The 22,321-nt window shown below is 61.5% G+C and carries 20 protein-coding genes; 11 read left to right on the top strand and 9 right to left on the bottom strand.

All coding sequences use genetic code 11. The features are described from left to right. Nucleotides 1–229: 229 nt before the first annotated feature. From ABV589_RS26920 to ABV589_RS26895, 6 genes are all read right to left on the bottom strand, one after another. On the bottom strand, nt 230–2,872 hold the full coding sequence (locus ABV589_RS26920) for a TonB-dependent receptor (protein WP_367084342.1): 2,643 nt from the start codon (nt 2,870–2,872) through the stop codon (nt 230–232). 117 nt (nt 2,873–2,989) lie between these two features. Then, nucleotides 2,990–3,493 (bottom strand): RES family NAD+ phosphorylase, encoded by a 504-nt coding sequence (locus tag ABV589_RS26915; RefSeq protein ID WP_367084341.1) that lies wholly within the window; start codon nt 3,491–3,493, stop codon nt 2,990–2,992. Beyond that, entirely contained in the window at nt 3,490–3,966 is a 477-nt protein-coding gene (locus ABV589_RS26910) for an antitoxin Xre/MbcA/ParS toxin-binding domain-containing protein (protein WP_007967879.1), read from the bottom strand. Before ABV589_RS26910 ends, ABV589_RS26915 begins: the two co-directional genes overlap by 4 nt. A 269-nt stretch (nt 3,967–4,235) precedes the next feature. Next, nucleotides 4,236–7,157, bottom strand: coding sequence for a TonB-dependent receptor (locus ABV589_RS26905; RefSeq protein ID WP_367084340.1), 2,922 nt, complete (start codon nt 7,155–7,157; stop codon nt 4,236–4,238). Nucleotides 7,158–7,247: 90 nt separating this feature from the next. Continuing rightward, the gene (locus tag ABV589_RS26900; protein ID WP_367084339.1) at nt 7,248–8,195 is read right to left on the bottom strand and encodes a FecR family protein; all 948 of its coding nucleotides are present in this window, start codon (nt 8,193–8,195) and stop codon (nt 7,248–7,250) included. Then, nucleotides 8,192–8,701, bottom strand: a complete 510-nt coding sequence (locus ABV589_RS26895) for a sigma-70 family RNA polymerase sigma factor (protein WP_367084338.1) — start codon at nt 8,699–8,701, stop codon at nt 8,192–8,194. Before ABV589_RS26895 ends, ABV589_RS26900 begins: the two co-directional genes overlap by 4 nt. Nucleotides 8,702–8,996: 295 nt before the next feature. Here ABV589_RS26895 and ABV589_RS26890 point away from each other — a divergent pair, with 295 nt between their 5' ends. From ABV589_RS26890 to ABV589_RS26875, 4 genes are all read left to right on the top strand, one after another. Next, a complete protein-coding gene (locus ABV589_RS26890; RefSeq protein WP_367084337.1) occupies nt 8,997–10,715 on the top strand; it encodes a hydrogenase maturation protein in 1,719 nt (572 codons plus the stop codon). A gap of 706 nt (nt 10,716–11,421) precedes the next feature. Next, nucleotides 11,422–12,285, top strand: a complete 864-nt coding sequence (locus ABV589_RS26885; protein WP_367084336.1) for a LysR family transcriptional regulator — start codon at nt 11,422–11,424, stop codon at nt 12,283–12,285. Nucleotides 12,286–12,397: 112 nt separating this feature from the next. Beyond that, nucleotides 12,398–13,543: an SRPBCC family protein gene (locus tag ABV589_RS26880; RefSeq protein ID WP_367084335.1), complete on the top strand. Its 1,146-nt coding sequence runs from the start codon at nt 12,398–12,400 to the stop codon at nt 13,541–13,543. Continuing rightward, a complete protein-coding gene (locus tag ABV589_RS26875; protein ID WP_367084334.1) occupies nt 13,540–14,610 on the top strand; it encodes an SMP-30/gluconolactonase/LRE family protein in 1,071 nt (356 codons plus the stop codon). Before ABV589_RS26880 ends, ABV589_RS26875 begins: the two co-directional genes overlap by 4 nt. 133 nt (nt 14,611–14,743) lie before the next feature. Here the strand turns inward: ABV589_RS26875 and ABV589_RS26870 are convergent, their stop codons facing one another. Next, nucleotides 14,744–14,908: a hypothetical protein gene (locus tag ABV589_RS26870; protein WP_166495921.1), complete on the bottom strand. Its 165-nt coding sequence runs from the start codon at nt 14,906–14,908 to the stop codon at nt 14,744–14,746. A gap of 108 nt (nt 14,909–15,016) precedes the next feature. Further along, on the bottom strand, nt 15,017–15,259 hold the full coding sequence (locus ABV589_RS26865; RefSeq protein ID WP_027613686.1) for a DUF465 domain-containing protein: 243 nt from the start codon (nt 15,257–15,259) through the stop codon (nt 15,017–15,019). Nucleotides 15,260–15,464: 205 nt separating this feature from the next. Here ABV589_RS26865 and ABV589_RS26860 point away from each other — a divergent pair, with 205 nt between their 5' ends. Next, a complete protein-coding gene (locus ABV589_RS26860) occupies nt 15,465–15,986 on the top strand; it encodes a DUF4142 domain-containing protein (RefSeq protein WP_367084333.1) in 522 nt (173 codons plus the stop codon). A 63-nt stretch (nt 15,987–16,049) separates the two neighbouring features. Here the strand turns inward: ABV589_RS26860 and ABV589_RS26855 are convergent, their stop codons facing one another. Then, nucleotides 16,050–16,319, bottom strand: a complete 270-nt coding sequence (locus ABV589_RS26855; protein ID WP_367084332.1) for a hypothetical protein — start codon at nt 16,317–16,319, stop codon at nt 16,050–16,052. Nucleotides 16,320–16,569: 250 nt separating this feature from the next. Here ABV589_RS26855 and ABV589_RS26850 point away from each other — a divergent pair, with 250 nt between their 5' ends. The 6 genes from ABV589_RS26850 to ABV589_RS26825 are packed head-to-tail and all read left to right on the top strand — an operon-like array spanning nt 16,570 to nt 21,997. Further along, complete coding sequence (locus ABV589_RS26850; protein ID WP_367084331.1) at nt 16,570–17,421, top strand: STAS domain-containing protein; 852 nt, start codon at nt 16,570–16,572, stop codon at nt 17,419–17,421. Between the two features lie 4 nt (nt 17,422–17,425). Further along, a complete protein-coding gene (locus ABV589_RS26845) occupies nt 17,426–17,788 on the top strand; it encodes an STAS domain-containing protein (protein WP_367084330.1) in 363 nt (120 codons plus the stop codon). Continuing rightward, entirely contained in the window at nt 17,785–18,189 is a 405-nt protein-coding gene (locus ABV589_RS26840) for an anti-sigma regulatory factor (protein ID WP_367084329.1), read from the top strand. The genes ABV589_RS26845 and ABV589_RS26840 overlap by 4 nt, the downstream gene beginning before the upstream one ends. Next, complete coding sequence (locus ABV589_RS26835) at nt 18,186–19,196, top strand: ATP-binding protein (RefSeq protein WP_329697512.1); 1,011 nt, start codon at nt 18,186–18,188, stop codon at nt 19,194–19,196. Before ABV589_RS26840 ends, ABV589_RS26835 begins: the two co-directional genes overlap by 4 nt. Further along, nucleotides 19,189–20,064 (top strand): ATP-binding protein, encoded by an 876-nt coding sequence (locus tag ABV589_RS26830; RefSeq protein WP_367084328.1) that lies wholly within the window; start codon nt 19,189–19,191, stop codon nt 20,062–20,064. The genes ABV589_RS26835 and ABV589_RS26830 overlap by 8 nt, the downstream gene beginning before the upstream one ends. After that, entirely contained in the window at nt 20,054–21,997 is a 1,944-nt protein-coding gene (locus ABV589_RS26825; protein ID WP_007968810.1) for a response regulator, read from the top strand. The genes ABV589_RS26830 and ABV589_RS26825 overlap by 11 nt, the downstream gene beginning before the upstream one ends. Nucleotides 21,998–22,321 lie beyond the last annotated feature (324 nt).

The following is a 22,321-nucleotide window of genomic DNA, read 5'->3' as shown; positions in this document are numbered from 1 at the left end:
GCCTTAGCAATCAATACACATCCTGCCTACCTGTGATGTGCAACAGGCCGGCATTTTTTATAGGGCAGGCTTAGATCAATAAGTGACTAAAACCCGCCCCCTCCCTGTAACTCGATCCCTGTAGGAGCTGCCGCAGGCTCGGGCTGCGATCGGACGATCTGTTGATCTTTAACGTCAAAAGATCGTCCGATCGCGGCCCGAGCCTTCGGCAGCTCCTACACTGGTCGGGTCAGAACTTGTAATTGACCCGCGTGTACAGCGTGCGCCCGAACGGGTCGCCGTACTTCGGGTCGTAGCCGCTCTGGAAGGTGTAGGTCTGGTTGCTGAACGGTGGCTCGCGGTCGAACAGGTTTTTCGCGCCGAGGGTCACGCTGAGGGTTTTACGCCAGGTGTAGGTGCCGGCCAGGTCCCAGACGTTGTAGGAGCCAACGTAATCGTGGGTCTCGCGGTCGGAGTCGTGGTAACCGCTGGTGTAGCGGTTGGTCAGCGCCACGCCGTAGGGGCCGTAGTTCCAGCTGCCGGTCAGGCTGTGGCGCCAGCGAGCCACGGCACCGGCCGAGGAAAAGTCGCCGCCACGAAAATCGCCGAGCTTGTCGATGTAGTCGCCCTTGAGTTGCTGCTGGTACTCGTAGCGGCTGACGTAGGTGCCTTGCAGACCGATGCCGAAGTTGCCGTACGGGGTGCTCGGCAAGCGGTAGTCGAAGCTGACGTCGACGCCATTGGTCTTGATCTTGCCGAGGTTGGCCAGGCCGGTAACGATGTGATCGATGGAGCCGTCCGGCTTGCGCACCAGGCGATCCGGGTACAGCTCCGGGTTCTCGAACACCGCCGACTCCGGGAATTCGGCGATCTGGTTGGCGATGTTGATCCACCAGAAATCCAGCCCGGTGCTCAGACGCTCGAACGGCTGGTAGACGAAACCGAGGGTGACGTTGCGTGCGGTTTCCGGGCTCAGATCAGTATTGCCACCGGTGCGACTGTAGAACTGCTGGGCGCAGTCGCGGTTGGCGATCCCGCCGTTGCTCGGATTACCACCGGCGCACAACCGTGGGTCGTTGTAGTTGGCGACAGTGAAGGTGGTGAAATTGGGGTTGTACAACTCGTACAACGACGGTGCGCGGAAGCCCTCGCTGTAGGCGCCACGCACCACCAGCTCCTTGAACGGCTGGAAGCGGAACGAGTATTTCGGGTTGGTGGTGCTGCCGAAGTCGCTGTATTTGTCGTGGCGCACGGCGGCGGACAGTTCCAGGCTGTCGAGCACCGGCACGTTGACCTCGGCGTACTGCGCCGAGACGCTGCGATCCCCGGCGACGCTGGCATTCGGGTCGACGCCCAGGCTCTGCACGTCGGCGGCGAACTGCGCAAAGTCCTGATGGAAATCTTCCTTGCGGTATTCGCCACCCAGCGCCAGTGCCGACGGTCCGGCGCCGAACCAGTCGCCGATTTCGCGACTGACTCGTCCATCAATCGCCTTCACCCGCCCGACCGCCGTCGAGTAATCGCCGTCCACCGCGTTGGCTGCCAGCAGCGCCTGCCCGGCGGCGGTTTGCGGGCCAAACGGGTTGATGATGCCGTTGGCAATACCGGCGCTGACGGCGCGGTCGTTGACATAGCCGGCCTCGATCGCATTGACCACCTTGTTCTGGTTGTACGACGCACCGACGTTGTAGTCCCAACCGACCACGCTGCCATCGAAGCTCAACAGCAAACGCTGACCGGTGTTGTCGTCTTCGTGCTGGCGCGCGCCGACGGCGGTTTCGCGCCAGTTCACATCCACCGGTTGCGTCGGGTCGAGGGCAAAACCATTGGGGCCGGGGGTAATGCCGTTACCGGGATAGAACGCCGTGCCGGGATTGACCTGATTGCCCATCAAGGTGCCGGGGCCGATCTGCGTGCGGTTTTCGTTACGTGCCCAGAAATATTCGAGGCTGACATTGTGATCGTCCGCAAGCTTGCCGGTGGCTTTGGCGAACGCCGAGGTCTTCTCGGTTTCCGGAACCAGATCGAGATAGCTCCACAGGCTCTGACGGCAGATGCCATTGCGCGCCAGCAGGCCCGGCGCGTTGCAGCCGGAACCGGCCAGCGGATTGGTGGCGTTGCTGCCCTGGCTCCAGTTGGCCGGCGATGCGGTGCCGGAGGTGTAATCGAGGCCGCGTCCGGGCTGATAGTTGTAGGTGTAACCGCGATCCTCGGCAGCCAGCCGCTGCTGCTTGTCATGACTGACCACGCCGAACACATTGAAGCGGTCATCCTGCAGATCGCCGAAGCCCCAGCTGCCGCTGAAGTTGCGACTCTCACCGCCGCCGGCATGGGTCGGTGTGTCGTAGTGGGTGCTCAGTTGGCCTTCGGTAACGCTGGTCTTGGTGATGAAGTTGATCACCCCGCCGATCGCGTCGGTGCCGTACAGCGCCGAAGCACCGTCACGCAGCACCTCGACACGGTCGATGGCGGCGAACGGAATGGTGTTCAGGTCGACCCCGGAACCATTGATCGCGTTGGTCGCGTTGTTGCTCAGCCGCCGGCCGTTGAGCAGCACCAACGTCTTGTTCGGGCCGATACCACGCAGATCGGCATACGACGCCCCGCCGCTGCTCGAACCCACCGAACGACCGGAGCCGACCGATGACTGGTTGGCGGAAATCCGGCTCACCAGTTCTTCGGTGGTGCTCACGCCCTGCTCGCGCAGTTCTTCAACTCGCAGAATGGTGACCGGCACCGCGGTTTCCGCATCGACCCGGCGAATTGCCGTACCGGTGACTTCCACTCGTTGCAATTGGGTGGTCGGCTCGTCGGCAGCGACCGCCGGCAAGGTATTGATCGCCAGCAGCAAGGCCAGGCTCAAACGGGATCTAACGGGTGAAAAATGGATCATGAACAGCCATCCCTGCGTTTTGGTTTATGCAGGGATGTGCAATGGACAGCAGGGTTTTATAGAGCCCGATTTAGACCGTTGGGTGATGAGGTTATGCAAAAAAATGGCACGTGTGGATCAAGCCAGCTCCATCTCTCTCAGCAACCGGGTATCCAGCCCAAACCGCTCCTGGGAAACCATCCTGAACTGCCCCTTCGCCAAGTCGCAGCTCACCAGCAGATTCCACGAGTGCCGGGTTGCCGCCGAGGGGATCAGTACAAACGGATGCTCTGCCAATAGCGCATCGGCGAACAGTTGTTGATTGGGTGAAGGCTTGGCGGGGCTCAACCAGTAAGGGTTCGGCACATCCTCCGGCTGCACGATTTTCACTTTTGCTTCGCTGATGACCTCAAAACACGTGAGCACATAAGGTTCACTGTCCAGCGCATCAAAACTGTGATGGGCTGCCACCTCCAGAATGGCCGAGGACGGATCGACTGATGCATAAACGACTCGCCGCCCGGGTTTGTTCCATCGGCCACCATTGAGATTTGACCCCATCCCGCTGTTCCACGTCCCTCCGTAAACCTCGGCATCCAGCCGCCAGGCATACCACTGCTCGTCCCAGGGCAAGGGATTCATGCGTAAACCCCGTATATCAGCTGCCCCAGATACTGCTCGACCATCTGAAACCCGAGTGAATGCCGGATAAACTCCACGGGTACGCGACCGTTCAGGTAGGTGCAGGGCTTGCGCAGCCACTCCTCGGCCCGTGACTGCCTCCCGAAGGCGCAAATGGCCTTTTCCAGCACCAACGCATATTGGTAGGCGACGACGCTCTGCTGCGGGTCAAGCCGTACCGTTTTACCTTCCTTCAGTAATCGCCGTACGGTTCTGACCGACTTGCCGGTGATACGTTTGACCATATCGTCTTGCAGATAAAGTTCAGAGGTTGAAAGCATGTTGACGACATCATTCAGCTCAAAACCTTCGTCGGTCAGGTCAACGATCAGAAAGGCGTCGTCACCTATGTTCTGGCCATTTACGAGCAAGTCGACAGGTCGGCCCTCGGCCTTCTTCACCCCCGTCAATCGGGGTACCTTGACGCTGGGCATCGCGACATCCTCCATGGGGCATCTGGCACGATCGGTGCGCCACTGAAGGCGATGGGAATAAGCAGGCGTTTCGTATTCGAGGTGGGGAGTTCGCATAATCCATCCGTTATCAGAGGCCTGAGCGTCCAAGCCGTTTACGACTTCAATGTCATGTCCGATGCTATAGATCATGCTTCCGACGACCAACCTGAGAATGTCGTCGGAAATATCCCCGTTTCTGCGAAAAAATCTCCCGTTTCCGTAGGACGTTACACACGCATACCGTGTGCTCAACTGCCGAAGTGATAACTCACATCCAGCCACCACTGCCGCCCGTACGGGTCATAGTTGCCGGTCGGGTAATACGGCCAGCCGGCCGAGTCATCGTGTTTGATCTGGTTGAGCACGTTGTTCACGGTCAGGCCGACACTGGCACGGTCGTTGAGCTTGTAGCGGGCGCTGGCGTTGAACACCGTCCATGGCGACAGACGCCCGTCACCCGCGCCGTTGGTCACGGAGCCGTAACGAATGCCCATCAACGTCGCCGTGGCTTTCTGGTAATCCCAGGTCAGGCTGGCGTTGACCTTGCTGCGCCAGTCGTAATTGGTCCGCGATGTGCGCCAGTCCTGGGTCGGCGCCTCGTCCGACTCTTTATAGAAATGCGAAAGCACCAGGGTATAGCCCAGCGCCGAACTGAACGCGCCGTACTGGCCGGCGCCCCAGCGGATGTTGCTCTTGAAGTCCAGACCACTGACCCGCTCGCTGGCGGCGTTGATCGCATTGACCCGCACTCGCTGCAACTGATTGGGATCAATCGCGGCATTGCCCGGGTTGCGATCGATGCGCGCCAGGGTCGACTGGCAGTTGGCCGAGTTGATGTCCTGGGTGCCGTTGCGGCATTCGTTCTCTTGCTGCAACAGGCGGTTTTCGTCGACGGTGGTCAGCAGGTCGTCGATCTCGACCCGCCAGAAATCCGTGGAGAAATCGAAGTTGCGCGACGGCGACCAGACAAAACCATAGGTCCAGGATTTGCCGCGTTCGGACTCAAGATCCGGGGTGCCGCTCTGGGTGTAGTCGACCCGCCCGCGATCACACGCGCCCTGCACACCCTGGCTGCAACCGTAGTAGTCGATCTGCGCCGGGTAGTAACCGTTGCTGTCAGACTGGTAGATGTAATTCAGATCCGGCGCGCGGAAACTGGTGCCGTAACTGCCGCGCAGCAACAGGCTGGTGATCGGGCGCCACTCCAGGCCCAGGTTGTAGGTCTTCTGTTGCTCGCTGCGCCCGCTGAATTTGTACTGATCCCAACGCCCGGCGGCGGTGGCCAGTACGGTGTCGGTGACCGGAATGCTGAACTCGCCACCCGCCGCGTAGCGCTTGCGCGAACCACCGGAGCTTTGCGCCGGGCTCATACCATAAAAAGTGCCGTCATTCAGACCGTCATCCGGGTCGACGCGATACTCCTGCTTGCCCGCTTCCAGCACGCCGGCGAATCCGACCGGGCCGGCCGGCAGATCAAACAGGTCGCCGTTGATCGAGGCGTTGTAGCTGGTCGAGACCGACTTGCTGCGCTGGGTCAGGTTGCTGCGAAACTGATCCCATTCCTGTGGCGTCAACGGGCGGTCGAGACGCGAGGCATCAGGTGCGAATACCGGGTAGCCGTCGCGTGTGCCCAATTGCGGGCCAAGGTAGAAATCCTGAATCGATGAAAGCGGCGTGTAGCGTGTGGTTCTGACGCTGCGATATTCCGATCGGTTGGCCGCCAGATCATAGCTCCAGCCGGTGTCGGCGATCTTGTCCGAAAGGCCGAGGGTGCCGGTCCACGACGTGTCGGTCCACTTGCTGTTGTTGCTGGTACGGCCACCGATTTCTTCTTCACCGTAACGCCGATACCAGCGCTCCAGATTGCCGCTGTTCTGGTTGATGAAGTCCGGCGAAGTAAAAGTCGGGCCACGGGTGTTGTTCTGGATGTGATCGAGGCCATACATCAAGTCGGCAAACACCTGACCGCTGTCGCTGAAGTGCCAGGTGCCGCGGGTGTAGCCGTCGTAGTTTTCCTTTTGCGTCTGGATCGTCCAGTAATCGTTGTACATCTGATCGGTGCGGCAACGACCCGCGTTGTTCAGCAACTTGTTGTCGAAGGTGCCTTGATAGGCGCCGCAACCTGGGCCGAGGTAGCGGTTGTTGCTCAGGTCGCGACGGTAACCGACATCCGCCAGCGGGCCGCTCTGCATGAAGCCGCGATCGTCGGCCCAGATCGGATCACGGTTGGTCAGCTCCAGGCCGAACAAGCCGTCGAAGTCGCCCCAACTGCCGCCGCCGCTGATTTGCAGGCGCTGATTGTCGCCACCGCCGCGCTCGCTGGTGCCGCCCTTGAGATTGACGTCGATGCCATTGATCTGCTTCTTGAGGATGATGTTGACCACCCCCGCAATCGCGTCCGAACCGTAGATCGCCGAGGCGCCGCTGCTGAGAATTTCGATGCGTTCGATGACCGCCGAGGGAATGTTCGCCAGGTTAGTGAAGTTGACCTTGCCGTCATAGGGCGTGGGGTAATCGGCGACACGCCGGCCGTTGATCAGCACCAGCGTGTGATTGGGGCCAAGGCCACGCAGGTTGATCGCACTGGCTGCCGGTTGCCAGGTGTTGCCGTAATCCTCGCCCTGGGTCATGCCAGTGTTTTGCGTCTGTGTCGCCAGAGCGTCATAGACGTTCTTGTAACCGCGCGCTTCCATCTCTTCGTGGGTGATGACGTTGACCGGGGTTGCGCCATCGCTCTGCGCGCGGGCGATTCGCGAACCGGTGACGGTGACTTTTTCCATGCGGTAATCGGCACTGGTGACTGGGGCCACAGCGCTGACTTTGGCCGCCACCGGTGTGCTCGCCTCGCCTTCACGCACGCTCAGGCCCTGAGCGCTTTGCTCGACTTGCAGGCCGCTGCCGAGCAAGGCTTTTTCAACGGCCTGACGCCCGCCCAAGGCACCGCGCACCGCACTGCTGCGTTTGCCTTGCACCAGATTCTGGCTGAAGGAAATCGGTACGCCGGTCTGGCGTGAGATGTCCAGCAAGACCTCGTCGAGCGGGCCGCTGGCGATGTCGAACGTGAACACTTGCACGGCAGGATCCGCAGCGAAAACCACCTGCGGCACCAGCCCCATCGCCAATGCGGCAGCGAGGGTCAAGCGCGGTAATTGTTGTTTGAATGAAATCATCAAGGGCTTCCCTGTTGAAGGCGTCTGCAGGGAATGAGCAGCGGGCCGGCGCTTTTTATAGGGCGGGGATTAGGCCAAGAAGTTATGACGCTATAACCGCGCGCCGATGCTGACCCAATAGGGGTTGTGCCAGGTGACGCGGATCGGCAGCGAGCGCTCCAGCAGTTGCAGGGTGCGGTCGCTATCGTCCAGCGGATAGAGGCCGCTCAGGCGCAGATCGGCCACTTCGGGACTCAGGTGCAGAATGCCCCGGCGGTAGCGGCGCAGGCTGTCGATCACTTCACTCAGCGGCCGGTCGCGCACTTCCAGACGACCTTGCACCCATGCGCTTTCCTGACCGTTGCTGCGTTCGAGGGCGAGAATGTTCTGAGCGTTGAACAGCAGGCTCTCCCCCGCCTCCACCACTTGCCGGGCACCGCCGGCGGTGATCACTTCGACCTGCGAATGCAGCATCACCAGCCGCGTAGAATCGTCGCCCTGTTGCACCAGAAATTTCGTCCCCAGCGCACGCATCCGCCCATATTCGGTCGCGACCACAAACGGCCGCGCAGGATCCCTGGCTACATCCACCAACAACTCACCCGAGCGCAACGCCAACAAGCGTTGAGTCGCATCGAATTGCGCCACCACCCGCGTCCGCGCATTCAGGCTCAACGCACTGCCATCCTCCAGAGTGAAATCGCGTCGCTCGCCGGTGCCGGTCGCCAACTCCCCCGCTTCCGGCAGCCAGCCATATCGGCGCCCGAGCAGACCGGCCAGCACAGCGATGCCGAGCACGCTCAAACTGCCACTGACAAAGCGCCGCCGGCTCGACGGCGCATTCAGGCTGTGGAGCAGACTGTTGCGCGGCAGCCCGCGCAAGGTCGGGTTGCGCAGGAGGTTCAGGCCGCCGCCCATTTGTTCGATGATCCGCTGATGCCGTGGGTCCGCCGCGCGCCACGCTTCGAACGCCGCACGCTCGCCAGCGCTGGCCTCGCCGGACTGTAACAGCGCCATCCACTGCGCCGCCTCGTCGATCACCGCCTCGTCCGGCCTCATGCCTGCATCGCCTGATAGCAGCGTTTGAATGCCTCGACCATGTATTGCTGCACCCGGCTGGTGGAAACCCCGAGCCGTTCGCCGATTTCGCTGTAGGTCAAACCGTCGAGCTGATGGTAGAGAAACGCGGCTTTGGCCTTGGCCGACAAGCCATTGAGCAAGCGATCGACCGCCAGTAACGCCTCGATCACCAGCGCGCGTTCTTCCGGTGATGGATGCACCGGTTCCGGCGCCAGCGCCAGGCTTTCCAGATAGGCACGTTCGAGATCCTGGCGGCGCCAGCCTTCATAGACCAGCCGCCGGGCGATGGTGGTCAACAACGCTCGGGGTTCACGAATGGCGCTCGGGTCCGGCAGGGCCAGCACCCGTAAAAAGGTTTCCGAGGCGATGTCCTGTGCGCTGTGCGGGCAACCCAGCGTACGGCCAACGGCAGCGCACAGCCAGCGATAGTCCTTTTGGAACATTTGCCCAATCAACCGGTAATGCGGGTTCTGAACATCCCCCATGCCTTGCTCCCTGAAACGGGTCCCACCCGCTGCGAAAAACCATCGTTCTGCCGGGATCGTCCGGCTCTTGATCAGGCGCGACTGTGCAATAGCGTTGCGTACATTTGAAGTAATAAAAAATCAGGACAATCAAACCTTTGAGAATAAGACGTTCCGTCGCCGCCGAAATATTGACTGACACAACGTTGACCCCGGTCAGTTGCCCGCCCCAAAGCACTCTCTAATCTGCGCGCTCCATCGAACGCCAAGGACGGCTCACCAGGAGCCCGCGGCTATCCCTTCAAGGAAGAACACCATGCGATCACTGAAGATTATTCTGCTGTCCTCGGCCTTCAACGGCCTGACCCAACGTGCCTGGCTCGAACTGCGTCAGGCCGGGCACTCGCCCAGCGTCGTGGTGTTCACCGACGAGGCGTCGGTGTGCAAACAGATCGAACACAGCGGCGCCGATCTGGTGATCTGCCCCTTCCTCAAGGATCGCGTGCCGCATGCGTTGTGGAGCAATGCGCGGCGCCCGGTGGTGATCATTCATCCGGGCATCGTCGGCGACCGTGGCGCCAGTGCGCTGGACTGGGCAATCACCAACGAACTGACACGCTGGGGCGTGACTGCTCTGCAAGCGGTGGAAGAAATGGACGCCGGCCCGGTGTGGGCCACCTGCGAATTCAATCTGCCGTCGGGTTTGCGCAAGTCCGAGCTGTACAACGGGCGGGTCAGCGATGCGGCGATTCGCTGCATTCGCGAAGTGGTCGAGAAATTCATCGACGGCTTCGCTCCGGTCGCACTGGATTATACCGACCCCAAAGTTCGCGGCCGTTTGCAGCCGAATATGAAGCAGGACGACCGCACCTTCAGCTGGCACGACTGCTCGCGGTTCATCAAACGCTGCATCGACGCTGCGGACGGCCAGCCCGGGGTCCTGGCGAGTCTGGCCGGCGGGCAGTATTACGTGTACGACGCGCACCTGGATCAACGCACCGGCATTCCCGGCCAGATCCTCGCCGTGCATGACGACGCGGTGCTGGTCGCCACCGGCGATCACAGCCTGTGGATCGGCTCGTTGCGGCGCAAACCACTGCCCGGCGAAGAGACCTTCAAGCAACCGGCGCGGCATGTGCTGGCCGGACAATTGGCCGATGTGCCGACTCTCGACTGGTCGATCGCCAGCGAGCCATTCAACGACGAGGCGTATCAGCCGATCCGCTACCGCGAATCCGGGCATGTCGGCGAGCTGACCTTCGAGTTCTACAACGGTGCGATGAGCACCGAACAGTGCCAGCGCATGGTCGAAGCGCTGCGCTGGGCCAAGTCTCGGGACACCCGCGCGTTGCTGATCAAGGGCGGACGCGGCAGTTTTTCCAACGGTGTGCACCTGAACGTGATCCAGGCCGCGCAGGACCCGGGTGCCGAAGCGTGGGCGAATATTCAGGCGATCGACGATGTCTGCGCCGAACTGCTCAGCGCCCGGCAACTGGTGGTCAGCGGCGTGACCGGCAACGCCGGAGCCGGCGGCGTGATGCTCGCACTGGCTGCCGACATCGTGTTTGCCCGGGCCGACATCGTGCTCAATCCGCATTACAAGAGCATGGGCCTTTATGGCTCGGAATACTGGACCTACAGCCTGCCCCGTGCGGTCGGCCCGGCGATGGCCGAGCAACTGACCCAGGCCTGTCTGCCGGTGAGTGCCACGCAGGCGCTGCAACTGGGCATGGTCCAGGAAATCGGCCCGCGCTGCCCGGATGAGTTTTCGCTGTGGCTGCTGCAGCGGGCCAACGCAACGCTGAACGATCCGACCTACGCTGCCGTGCGTGAACGCAAGTTGCGCGTGGATCAGGTGCTGATCGAGCAAAGTCGGGAAAACGAGCTGCAGGAAATGCAGGAAGACATGCTCTACAACCGCAACCAGTTTGCCGAGAAGTGCAGCCACTTCGTCTACAAGCGCAAAGCCTGCGGCACGCCGGCGCGGCTGGTGGAAGACTGGGCGCGGGTGCGCAAGGTCGAGTTGGCGGGTTGAGCTTCAGCGACTCCTACGGCCCCATCGCTGGCAAGCCAGACTCCCACAGGTTACTGCGGCGCTCACAGAACTTGTGAGCGACATAAAACCTGTGGGAGCCGGGCTTGCCAGCGACGGCGGTGGGTCAGGCAATGCTGGTTTGGCAGGCAGACCGCCATCGCGAGCAGGCTCACTCCTACAGGGGTTTGTGTCGTTCGCGAAATCGATGGCCACCGCCCAATCCTGTGGGAGCTGGCTTGCCAGCGATGGCGGTGGGTCAGGCAATGCTGTTTTAACAGGCAGACCGCCATCGCGAGCAGGCTCACTCCTACAGGGTTCTGTGTCGTTCGGGAAGTCGATGGCCACCGCCCAATCCTGTGGGAGCTGGCTTGCCAGCGATGGCGGTGGGTCAGGCAATGCTGGTTTGGCAGGCACACCGCATTCGCGAGCAAGCTCGCTCCCACAGGATTTCGTGTCGTTTACAAGATCGATGGCCGCCGCCCAACCCTGTGGGAGCCGGGCTTGCCAGCGATGGCGGTGGGTCAGGCATTGCTGGTTTGGCAGGCAGACCGCATTCGCGAGCAGGCTCACTCCTACAGGGTTCTGTGTCGTTCGGGAAGTCGATGGCCAGCGCAGAACCGTGTAGGAGTGAGCCTGCTCGCGATGAACGATGACGCGGTAGCGAGCCGGCACTTACAATGCCCGCACCTCAGACTCCGGCCCGCCCATGGACATCGACCTCGCCCGCACTTTTCTGGAAATCGTCCGTCACGGCAGCCTGGCTGCGGCGGCGCAGAAGTTGTTCGTCACGCAGACGGCGATCACCGCCCGGGTGCAGAAACTCGAAAGTCAGCTGGGCAGTACGCTGTTTGTGCGCAACCGCGCCGGGGCGAAACTGACCGCCAATGGTGAGGCCTTCGTGGTCTACGCCAATCAACTGGTGCAGACCTGGGAAGCCGCGCGGCGCGACCTGCCGTTGCTGGACGGCTATCACAACGTGCTGCACATCGGCGGCGAGGTCAGCCTGTGCAACCCATTGATGCTCAGCTGGGCCGCCGAACTGCGCGAGCACATCCCCGGGCATGCCCTGCGTATGGAAATCCGTGACGGCGAAAATCTGTTGCGCCAGCTCGAACTCGGCGTACTCGATGCCGCGCTGGTCTATCAGCCGGAATACTGGCCCGGCCTGCAAGTCGAGCAGGTGCTGGAAGAGAAACTGATTCTGGTGCGTGCGCCGAACCGCCCGGAGCCCTACGTCTACATCGACTGGGGGCCGGACTTCCGTCGCCAGCACGACGCCGCCCTGCCCGACAAGGCCAAAGCCGCGCTGAGTTTCAACCTCGGCCCGTTGGCCCTGCAATACATCCTCGAACATGGCGGCAGCGGCTACTTCCGTACCCGCGTGGTACGCAGCTATCTGGAAAGCGGCGCGCTGGAAGCGGTGACCAAAGCCCCGGAGTTCGGCTATCCAACCTATCTGGTGTACGCCCGCGAACGCGACTCGGCGACGCTGCAACAGGCCTTCGACCTGCTGCGGCAGGTGATCGAGACCGATGACGACTGGTCACAACGCTGGAACCCGTTGAGCTGAGTCGGCCGCTTTACACCGGAGCATGGCGCAACTGACCTCAAGGTGCGGCCTGCACAAACGGCCGGATCGGCTAATCTGCCGGGTATAACAACAATACCCGCAGGTGAACGCAGTGAGGCAGACCACCGAGGCATTCCGCAGCCGCTACCGCGCGGCCATTCATCCGCTGTACAACCCGTGGCTGCACGGCGCTTTCGTGCTGCTGTTCGGCGTGCTGGCGATCGGCGCTTTCTGGAGCAGTACGCATCAGGTGCAGCCGCTGGAATGGCTGAGCGTGCCGCTGACCCTGCTGTTGTTCAACTTTGGCGTGTACATGGTCCATCGCCATCTCGGCCATCACAAAAAGACTTTCGCCAAGCTGTTCTATGCGCGGCATGCCGGCGACCATCACAGCTTTTTCACCCCCGGCCACATGACTTACGACGGCGCCCGCGACTGGCGGGTGATTCTGTTTCCGGCCTGGCTGATTATCGTGCATACGCTGGTTTTCACCTTGCCACTGTGGTGGTTGCTTGCGCAGGTCAACGCCAATGTCGCCGGGCTGTTTGGCGGCTGCATGGTCCTGGGTTATCTGACCTATGAGGTGTTTCATGCCTGCGAGCATTTGCCACCGCACAACCCGCTGACCCGCCTGCTGTGGATCCGCCAGATGCGTCATCTGCACGAATTGCATCACCGCCGCGAACGCATGCAGGAGCGCAATTTCAATATCGTCTTTCCGCTGATGGATTACCTGTTCGGCACCCTGTACTGGGAGCCGCCACCCGCCCCGTTGCGCTATTCGAGATCGCCCATGACCCGCATGCAGCACCAGATCGATATCGCCGGCGAACCGATCGCCGTGCTCCGCTACGCCGCCAGCGTCAATCACTGGCCCGAGTGGCACCCGTCGTCGCTGAAAATCGACGGCCCGCAAGGCCCGCTGCATGCCGGCGCGCGTTTCGAAGAAGACATTCACGCCGGCGGGCGCGCCGGCCATTTGCGCTGGGAGGTCACCGAGTATCTGCCCGGTCGCCGCTGGTGCGCCAAGGCGCGCGGTGATCATGGCTTGTCGCTGCTGCTGACCTACGAGTGCATGGCGCAAGGTGACGGCACGCGTTTCGTGCGCACCCTGGATTATCAGTTCGACGGGCTGGGCATGCGCCTGGCCAATCTGCTGCTGCTCAAACGCCGTATTGAGCGGGAATCGGCGACTTCGATGCAGGCGCTGCGTGACATGGCGCTCAGGCACCTGACGCTGACGGGGCACGTTTCATGAAGCGCCTGCTGTTACTGCTGGCGATCCTCATCATCGCGTTTCTGCTGCTGATGCCGACCAAGGTGCAGCCGGTGGCGTGGAAGCCACCAGTGGCACCGTCGCTGAGTGCCGGGCCGTACGCGGAAAACCAGCGCCTGAAAACCGCGGAACAGGTTGGCCCGGGGGACATCGATGGCCCGGAAGCATTACTTCTGGAAGGTGACTTTCTGATCACCGGCCTGCATGACGGGCGACTGATCCGCACCAGCCTCGATGGCAAACAACGTCAGGTGCTGAGCGACACTGGCGGCCGGCCGCTCGGCCTGGCCCGACATCCCAACGGTTTGCTGGTGGTTGCCGATGGGGTCAAGGGCCTGCTCTCGCTCGACGCCCAGGGTCAGCTGATTCCGCTGACCACCGAGGCCAATGGCCTGCCCTTTGGATTTACCGACGATGTGGCCATCGACAAGTCCGGTCACTATGCCTATTTCAGCGATGCCAGCAGCCGCTGGGGCTACGGCCATGACGGCGAAGCGATCATCGAGCATGGTGGCGACGGACGTCTGCTGCGCTATGACTTCCAGACTGGCAAGACCAGCGTACTGCTGGACAAACTGCAGTTTGCCAACGGCGTGACCCTCGGCCCTGATGACGCCTATGTGCTGGTCAACGAAACCGGCGCCTACCGCATCAGCCGTTACTGGCTGACGGGGCCCAAGGCCGGCACCCATGACCTGTTCATCGACAACCTGCCCGGCCTGCCGGACAACCTCGCTTTCAATGGCAGCAATCGCTTCTGGGTCGCCCTCTACGCGCCGCGCAGTGCCTTGCTCGATGGCACTGCCGGACATCCGTGGCTGCGCAAGATGATCGTGCGCGCCCTGACGGTTTTGCCCAAACCGGTGGAAAAACGCGGGTTCGTGCTGGGGCTCGATCTTGAGGGCAAGGTGATCGCCAATCTGCAGGACGCCAGCAGCGGCAATTACTCGCCGATCACCACGGCGCGGGAGTATGGGGACTGGTTGTATCTGGGGTCGCTGAAGGCTACGCACATGGCGCGGTTGCCGTTGGCGGAGGCGTTGAAGTGAGCCTGCTGGATGTGTGCAGGAATGACTGACGCCATCGCTGGCAAGCCAGCTCCCACAGGGATTTGCGGGTATCCGTTATCTGTCGGCTCACCCAAAACCTTGTGGGAGCTGGCTTGCCAGCGATAGCGGACTGTCAGTTACCGGATCGATCGAACTTGTCCGGATCCTCGTCTTCAGGAAGATCCTCGTCCGGCTCTTCGGGAAATGTGGTGGTGTGCGCCGGGCTGTTGGGTTCCGGGTGTGTGGGCACCGGGTCGAAGCCGCCCTGCTCTTCACTGGGGAATCTGGGTGTGTTCATGAGGCACCTCGCAAAGAGTCATTGAATGAAGGCTCTTACATTCGAGGTGCCGTTGGTGGCTGTCGTTCCAGTCAATTCACCAACCAGGGTCGGTGACGCGACTGACGGTCAGGATCGCGCCTGCAACTGCGCGACGATCTTGTCTTTGACCTGCAAGCGTTTCTCTTTGAGTTTCTTCAGGGTGTCATCGCTGGGTGCATCCGAGGTCGCCGTCTCGGCCTTGACTACTTCGGCGTCCGCCTGGGAATACTTGTTGATCAGTGCATCCAGAAATGGATCCTCGGTGCGTTTTTGCTGGACCTCTTCCTTCGTAAGCTTCAAATCCTGATACAGGTCATGAGTCACCGGCATGGAACACCTCCGTCAGTTGATCGGCAGCCAACGCGACCGATTGCGCTGGCCCGTTATCAGAATGGCCTTGGTCGGGCCGTTCTGTCGACCTCCTGTCAGACCAGCGGTGGCCGTTCGTCGCCCTGTCGCAAATACGATAAAACCTTTGGTCGTCACCTTCCCTCCATTGAATAACGCTCACAAAAACCTGCGTGGAGAAAAACCAATGGACGGATTCAACCTGCGTCATCTCGTTCTGGCTGTCGCCCTGAGTGCCGGCATGGGCAGTGCTTTCGCTGCCACTTCCAACAGTTTCGTCGACAACGCCGCAGCGGGCGGCATTGCGGAGATCGAAACCAGCCGCCTGGCCCTGGAAAAAAGCCAGTCCGCTGACATCAAGGCTTTTGCCAACATGATGATCACCGACCACAGCAAGGCCAACGATGAGCTGGCCAGCATTGCCAAGGCCAATGACATCGAAGTCCCGGACTCCACCACCCTAGTCAAGCAGGCCAAGGAAAAAATCCTCGATATGCGCGATGAATCCTTCGACGCGGCCTACGCCAACAACCAGGTCAAGGCCCACGAAGAAACCATCGAACTGTTCAAGAAAGAAGCCAACACCGTGACCGACGACAAGACCAAGGGCGCTACAGAGCTGAAAGCCTTCGCGCAGAAAATGCTCCCGGCGCTGGAAAAACACCTGACTGCCGCCAAAGAGCTGCAAGCCAAACACCCGAGCAAATAATCCGGGTGCTGTACAGCAAAAGGCCGCATTCATTGAATGCGGCCTTTTGTCGTTTCAGCGCGATCAACCGCCGTCGGTGTCGATGTCGGCATCGGTTTTTTCACCGGGCTTCGGACGATCGGGCTCAGGTTCAAACCCCGGACTGAACTCGTTGTCGTTGTCAGTGTGTTTGTTCTTCTGATCCACTGCCGGATCGGCGCTTGGCGCTTGCTCGGTGCCACCCGTGGGTTGCGTTGGCGGGCTCTGGCCCGGCACTTGCGGGTCGATGGCCGGGTCGTTGCGATTGATCGGTTCGGCATCCGGTCTCTGCTGCTGTTGCGATTGCTCGTTCATAGCCACCTCGTTTTTCAATGCTGGCGCGACTCCAACCCGCCGGCCTTGTATATTCGAAGCCGCTACGGTGCCAACGTTCAAAACATCGCTGGTTCGAGGGGCGCCGACTAGAGTTACCGGGGCATTCCTTGCGCCGGATCAAAAATATCCTTGCGCACCTGAACAACTATTTTGAACGGCAAAGGTCACTGACTTCGCACCGGTCATTTTTTACAGAACCGGCCCCAATACGCTACGGAGCAACAGGCACATGGCAGCACTGCAGAACAGCACACTCGATGCGATGAAGAACAAACAACCACAACTGCTGAGCGAATGGATCAACGGCCTGGAAGCCAGCGGCGCCACCCGTAACCTCAAAGACCATGACCTGCAACAGCAGACCAGCGAATTCCTGCAGCTGGTGATCAACGGCCTGCAGGGTGACAACGGCAGCAACATCAACGCGCCGGGTTGGGAAGGCACCCGCCAGTTCCTCGAAAAGCTCTCGCATAGCCGTGCCCAGCTCGGTCAGGATTCGCAACAGACCGCCAGTTTCATCTTCGCCCTGAAGGGCCCGCTGTTTGCCCTGCTGCAAGCGCACTATAAAGAACAGCCAGCGCTGCTCGCCGAACAACTCTGGGAAATTTCCGAACTGTTCGACGCCTTCGGCATGCACACCATCCGCACTTTCCAGAAGTCCCGTGAAGCGGTGATCAAGCGTCAGCAGGAAGAACTGCTGGAATTGTCCACGCCGGTGGTCAAGCTGTGGGACGGTGTGCTGGCGCTGCCGATGATCGGCACCCTCGATTCGCAACGTACCCAAGTGGTGATGGAGTCCTTGCTGCAACGCATCGTCGACACCGGTTCGGAAATCGCCATCATCGACATCACCGGCGTCCCCACCGTCGACACCCTGGTCGCGCAGCACCTGCTGAAAACTGTGACCGCGATTCGTCTGATGGGTGCCGACTGCATCATCAGCGGTGTGCGTCCGCAAATCGCCCAGACCATCGTCCACCTGGGCCTCGACCTGCAAGGCGTGGTGACCAAGGCCAATCTGGCCGACGCACTGAAGCTCGCCCTCTCCCGCCTGGGCATCAGCCTCGGCAAAGCGGTCTGAGCCGATGGAACGTATCCCGATTCTTCAAATGGGCAAGTTTCTGCTGGTGACCATTCAGGTCGACATGCATGACCAACTCGCCCTCACCTTGCAGGACGACTTGTCCGAGCGCATCAGCAATACCTCGGCGCGTGGTGTGCTGATCGACATCTCGGCGCTGGACATGGTCGACTCGTTCATTGGCCGGATGATCAGCACCATCTCCGGTCTGTCGAAAATCATGGACGCCGAAACCATGCTGGTCGGCATGCAGCCGGCGGTGGCGATCACCCTGGTCGAACTCGGCCTGACCCTGCCGGGTGTCAGCACCGCACTGAACGTCGAGCGCGGGATGAAACTGCTGCAGGAACGAGTAAACCGGCAATGACCGTACGCAGCAGCGGTACTCAACCCATTCATATCGAGCAGGATGTCGTGCTCGCACGCCAGACCGCCCGCAAACTGGCTACCGAATGCGGGATGCGCCTGATCGACCTGACCAAAATGGTCACGGCGGTCAGCGAACTGGCCCGCAACACCATGGTGTACGGTGGCGGCGGCGACATGGACTGGCAGATTCTCGATGAAGATCACAAGATCGGTCTGCGCCTGACGTTCCGCGACGAGGGCCCCGGTATTGCCGATATCAAACTGGCGATGACCGACGGCTGGACCTCCGGCAGCGGCATGGGCCTGGGCCTGACCGGCGCCAAACGGCTGGTCGAGGAGTTCGAACTGGACACGGAGCCCGGTAAGGGCACGCGAATAACGATCACCCGATGGACATGAATATCGCGGGGTCGCTGACCCAGGTGCTGCTGATCGAAGACAGCAGCCAGATCGGCCATGCCCGGCGTACCGCGCAACGGCTCGCCGAGCAACATGGCTTTGATGCAACCGATGCCGGACGTGTGGCGCTGGTCGCCACCGAACTGGCGAGCAACATACTCAAGCATGCCAGTCGCGGCGAGTTTCACCTGCGTCTGTTGCCGCGTCCCGGTGGATTCGGCATCGAAATGCTCGCGATCGATCGCGCCCTGGGCTTTGATCTGGACGCCTGCCTGACCGACGGCTTTTCTACCGGCGGCACTCAGGGCATCGGTCTGGGTGCGGTGGCACGCCAGACCGAAGTGTTCGACGTGCACGCCGACGCCCGTGGCGCGGTGCTGCTGGCGCGTTTGTATCCACGCAGCGACCGGCAGCCCGACTTGCGTTACGGCGTCAGCCAGCATTCGCTGCACAACGATCCGGCGTGTGGCGACACCTGGCATCTGGCGTACAACGGCGCCAGCGTCAGCGCACTGGTGATCGACGGTCTTGGCCACGGTGAAGATGCCGAACGCGCGGCCAAGGCCGGCGAGCGGGTGTTCGCCCAGACGCCGTTCGCCAGCCCGGTGCTGCTGATGGAGGACATGCACCGCGACATGATCGGCAGCCGTGGCGGCGCCGCCGCATTCGCGCAGTTCAATGCCGCCCGCGACAGCCTGACCTTTACCGGCGTCGGCAATATCGGTGCCTGCCTGATCGCCGCCGACAAATCGCGAGGCCTGGCTTCGCATCCGGGCATCGTCGGCGGCCAGTACCGGAAAGCCCAGCCCTTTGACTATGCTCACGTGAACGGACATCTATTGATCATGTACAGCGACGGCTTGCAGTCCCGTTGGAACCTTCAAGACTACCCCGGTCTGGTGCATCGCCATCCCGCCGTGATAGCCAGCGTCCTGCATCGCGACTTCTGTCGCGGGCGCGACGATGTAACGGTGCTGGTCGTTGCCCTGGAGGCCGCCCATGGCTGAGTCGCCACCCCTGAATGCCGCCGAACAGGCTGCGCTGATCGCCCGATTGCAGAGCGAGACCGCGGCCCTGCGCGAGGAACTCGACGAGACCAACCAGGGCGTGCTGGCGCTCTACGCCGAACTCGACACCCAGGCCGAAGAGCTGAGGCAGGCCTCGGACCTGAAAAGCCGCTTCCTGTCGTACATGAGCCATGAGTTCCGCACCCCGCTGGGCTCGATCCTGAGCATCAACAGTTTGCTCGCCGACGAACTCGACGGCCCGCTCAGCCCCGAGCAGCACAAGCAGGTGGCGTTCGTCAGCAGCGCCGCGCGTGAACTCAGCGACATGGTCGATGACTTGCTCGATCTGGCGAAGATCGAAGCCGGGCGGATCACCATTTCTCCGGCATGGTTCGACATGTTCGACCTGTTCTCCGCCCTGCGCGGGATGTTCCGGCCGATTGTCGACGCTTCGGCAGTGGACCTGATCTTCGAAGAACCGGTCGGCCTGCCGCGCCTGTACACCGACGACAAGAAACTCGCGCAGATCCTGCGCAACTTCATTTCCAACTCGCTGAAGTTCACCACCCGTGGTGAAGTGCGGGTCTCAGCGCGCCTGGAAGGCTCGGACAAAGTCCGCTTCGCCGTCAGCGACACCGGTATCGGTATCGCGCCGGAGCTGCATGGTGCATTGTTCGAGGACTTCTCGCAGGTCGACTCGCCATTGCAGAAACGCCTGCGCGGCACCGGTCTCGGCCTGTCGCTGTGCAAGCGCTTCGCCGCCCTGCTCGGCGGCGAGGTGGGGATGGACAGCGCCCCTGGGGTCGGCTCGACCTTTTTCGTGATCATTCCACTGGCGCTCGCCTTGGAGAACGTCGATGAAACGTGACATCCGTCTATTGATCGTCGACGACAACGCCGCCACCCGCTACGCCTTGCGCCGGCGTCTGGAGCGTCATGATTACGAGGTGCTGGAAGCCGGTACTGGCAGCGAGGGCCTGGCGCTGATCGCGAGCGAGGTTCTCGATGCACTGATCCTCGACGTCAACCTGCCGGACATGAGCGGCTTCGATATCGTGCGGATCCTGCGCGCCGATGCACGCACCGCGTTGCTGCCGGTGATCCACGTGTCCGCCGCGTCGATCCAGACCGGCGACATCATTACCGGCCTCGACGCCGGCGCCGATGCCTACCTGATCCACCCGGTGGACCCGGACGTGCTGCTGGCGACCCTGCGCACCCTGCTGCGGGTGCGCGACACGGAAAACGCGCTGCGCGAGAGCGAGGCACGTTTCCGCGAGATTTTCGTCAATGTCTCGGCGCCGATTGCCGTGCTGGATGCCAACCTCAAAGTGCACGAGTGCAACCACGCCTTTGCGCAGATGATTCAGGACAACCGCGCCCTGGACACCCTCAGCGAATGCTTTGACCAAAACCAGAGCGCAATCCTCAATGAGCTGCGCCTGCGACTGGTCGATGGCGAACGCTGGAAAGGCACGCTGAACATGCGCGTGCAGGGCGAGATTCGCGAAACCGAATGGCAGATTTCGCCATACCGCACACCGCAGCTGAGCCTGGTATTCGTCGAAGATGTCACCGAGCATCGCCACCGCGAGCGCTCGCACCTGGCACAGCTGGACGACACCACCACACAACTGGCCAAGGAAGTTGCCGAGCGGGTGCGCGCCGAATCGCAGTTGCTGCAAGTGCAGAAGATGGACGCACTGGGCAAGCTCACCGGGGGCATCGCCCACGACTTCAACAACCTGCTGACCGGGATCATCACCAGCCTCGAACTGATCCAGAAACGCATGGCCGATGCACGGCCGGACAAGGTGCAGTTCTACGCCGAAGCCGCACTGAATTCGGCGATGAGTGCAGCCTCCCTCACTCATCGTCTGCTGGCCTTCGCCCGTCAGCAGCCGCTGGACACGCGACCGGTGGACATTAACGAGCAGGTGCGCTCGCTGGAAGAATTGCTGATGCGCACCATCGGCGAACGCATCACCCTCAAACTTGAGCTGACCAACAAACCGGCGATCGCCCTGGTCGATCCGGTGCAACTGGAAAGCGCGGTGCTGAATCTGGTGATCAACGCCCGCGATGCGCTGCCCAAGGGCGGCAATATCTGGGTCAACACCTATGCCGCGTATTCCCATGGCGATCCGAACATGGCCGATGGCGCGTATGTCGCGTTGTCGGTACGCGACGATGGCACTGGCATCGAGCACAGTGTGATCGACAAGGTGTTCGACCCGTTCTTCACCACCAAGCCGCTGGGTCAGGGCACCGGGTTAGGGCTGTCGACCATCTACGGTTTCGCCCGCCAGTCCGGTGGCGATGCACATATCCGCAGCGTGGCAAGGCGCGGTACGGAAGTGACGATCATGCTGCCGGCCACCAGCGACCCGACCGGAGCGGATATCGCGCCGGTGGTTGTCGATCCGCAGGGTTCGGGCGAGCACGTGCTGATCGTCGAGGACATGCCGGCGGTGCGCATGTTCGTCACCGAAGTGCTGGAGGATGCCGGTTATCGCTGCACCCAGGCGGCGGATATCGAAACCGCGCTGGAGCGTTTGCAGAATGACCCGACGATCGACCTGCTGCTGAGCGACGTCGGTCTGCCGCGCATGAGCGGCCGGGAACTGGCGGACGTGGCGCGGGGCTGGCGTGAAAGCCTGCCAATTCTGTTCATGACCGGTTACGCCGAGACCGCGATCAATCGTCAGGTGTTTCTGGGCAGCGGCATGGAAATGCTGGTCAAACCCTTCCAGATCAGCGAACTGCTGGACAAGGTCCGCCGCACGCTTGATGGTGCCTGACACACCGCCATCGCCAGCAGGTTGGCTCCCACAGGACTGAGGCAAACCTCAGATGTTGTGAACACCACAAAAAACCTGTGGGAGCCGGGCTTGCCCGCGAAGGCGTCGGTACATCCAGCCTCTTCATTGCCTGACACACCGCTTTCGCGAGCAGGCTCGCTCCCACACTGGATCTGTGTTGATCAACTACCGTGTGCACACCGCAAAAACTTGTGGGAGCCGGGCTTGCCCGCGATGACGGTGGTACTTCCAGCAACTTCATTGCCTGATACACCACTTTCGCTGGCAAGCCAGCTCCCACACTGGATCTGGTTGATCACCCAT

It is taken from the genome of Pseudomonas sp. HOU2, assembly GCF_040729435.1.
Classification (GTDB): Bacteria; Pseudomonadota; Gammaproteobacteria; order Pseudomonadales; family Pseudomonadaceae; genus Aquipseudomonas.
The sequence above is the reverse complement of the archived record's forward strand: the minus strand, read 5'-3'. Positions and strand labels throughout refer to the sequence as shown.

What these genes read in the sequence shown, in the direction of transcription:
- ABV589_RS26910 (WP_007967879.1), bottom strand. Translation starts at nt 3,966, where the DNA reads ATGCCCAGCGTCAAGGTACCCCGATTGACGGGGGTGAAGAAGGCCGAG.
- ABV589_RS26915 (WP_367084341.1), bottom strand. Translation starts at nt 3,493, where the DNA reads ATGAATCCCTTGCCCTGGGACGAGCAGTGGTATGCCTGGCGGCTGGAT.
- ABV589_RS26895 (WP_367084338.1), bottom strand. Translation starts at nt 8,701, where the DNA reads ATGGGGGATGTTCAGAACCCGCATTACCGGTTGATTGGGCAAATGTTC.
- ABV589_RS26890 (WP_367084337.1), top strand. Translation starts at nt 8,997, where the DNA reads ATGCGATCACTGAAGATTATTCTGCTGTCCTCGGCCTTCAACGGCCTG.
- ABV589_RS26920 (WP_367084342.1), bottom strand. Translation starts at nt 2,872, where the DNA reads ATGATCCATTTTTCACCCGTTAGATCCCGTTTGAGCCTGGCCTTGCTG.
- ABV589_RS26865 (WP_027613686.1), bottom strand. Translation starts at nt 15,259, where the DNA reads ATGCCGGTGACTCATGACCTGTATCAGGATTTGAAGCTTACGAAGGAA.
- ABV589_RS26840 (WP_367084329.1), top strand. Translation starts at nt 17,785, where the DNA reads ATGACCGTACGCAGCAGCGGTACTCAACCCATTCATATCGAGCAGGAT.
- ABV589_RS26905 (WP_367084340.1), bottom strand. Translation starts at nt 7,157, where the DNA reads ATGATTTCATTCAAACAACAATTACCGCGCTTGACCCTCGCTGCCGCA.
- ABV589_RS26860 (WP_367084333.1), top strand. Translation starts at nt 15,465, where the DNA reads ATGGACGGATTCAACCTGCGTCATCTCGTTCTGGCTGTCGCCCTGAGT.
- ABV589_RS26870 (WP_166495921.1), bottom strand. Translation starts at nt 14,908, where the DNA reads ATGAACACACCCAGATTCCCCAGTGAAGAGCAGGGCGGCTTCGACCCG.
- ABV589_RS26835 (WP_329697512.1), top strand. Translation starts at nt 18,186, where the DNA reads ATGAATATCGCGGGGTCGCTGACCCAGGTGCTGCTGATCGAAGACAGC.
- ABV589_RS26885 (WP_367084336.1), top strand. Translation starts at nt 11,422, where the DNA reads ATGGACATCGACCTCGCCCGCACTTTTCTGGAAATCGTCCGTCACGGC.
- ABV589_RS26830 (WP_367084328.1), top strand. Translation starts at nt 19,189, where the DNA reads ATGGCTGAGTCGCCACCCCTGAATGCCGCCGAACAGGCTGCGCTGATC.
- ABV589_RS26875 (WP_367084334.1), top strand. Translation starts at nt 13,540, where the DNA reads ATGAAGCGCCTGCTGTTACTGCTGGCGATCCTCATCATCGCGTTTCTG.
- ABV589_RS26850 (WP_367084331.1), top strand. Translation starts at nt 16,570, where the DNA reads ATGGCAGCACTGCAGAACAGCACACTCGATGCGATGAAGAACAAACAA.
- ABV589_RS26845 (WP_367084330.1), top strand. Translation starts at nt 17,426, where the DNA reads ATGGAACGTATCCCGATTCTTCAAATGGGCAAGTTTCTGCTGGTGACC.
- ABV589_RS26855 (WP_367084332.1), bottom strand. Translation starts at nt 16,319, where the DNA reads ATGAACGAGCAATCGCAACAGCAGCAGAGACCGGATGCCGAACCGATC.
- ABV589_RS26900 (WP_367084339.1), bottom strand. Translation starts at nt 8,195, where the DNA reads ATGAGGCCGGACGAGGCGGTGATCGACGAGGCGGCGCAGTGGATGGCG.
- ABV589_RS26825 (WP_007968810.1), top strand. Translation starts at nt 20,054, where the DNA reads ATGAAACGTGACATCCGTCTATTGATCGTCGACGACAACGCCGCCACC.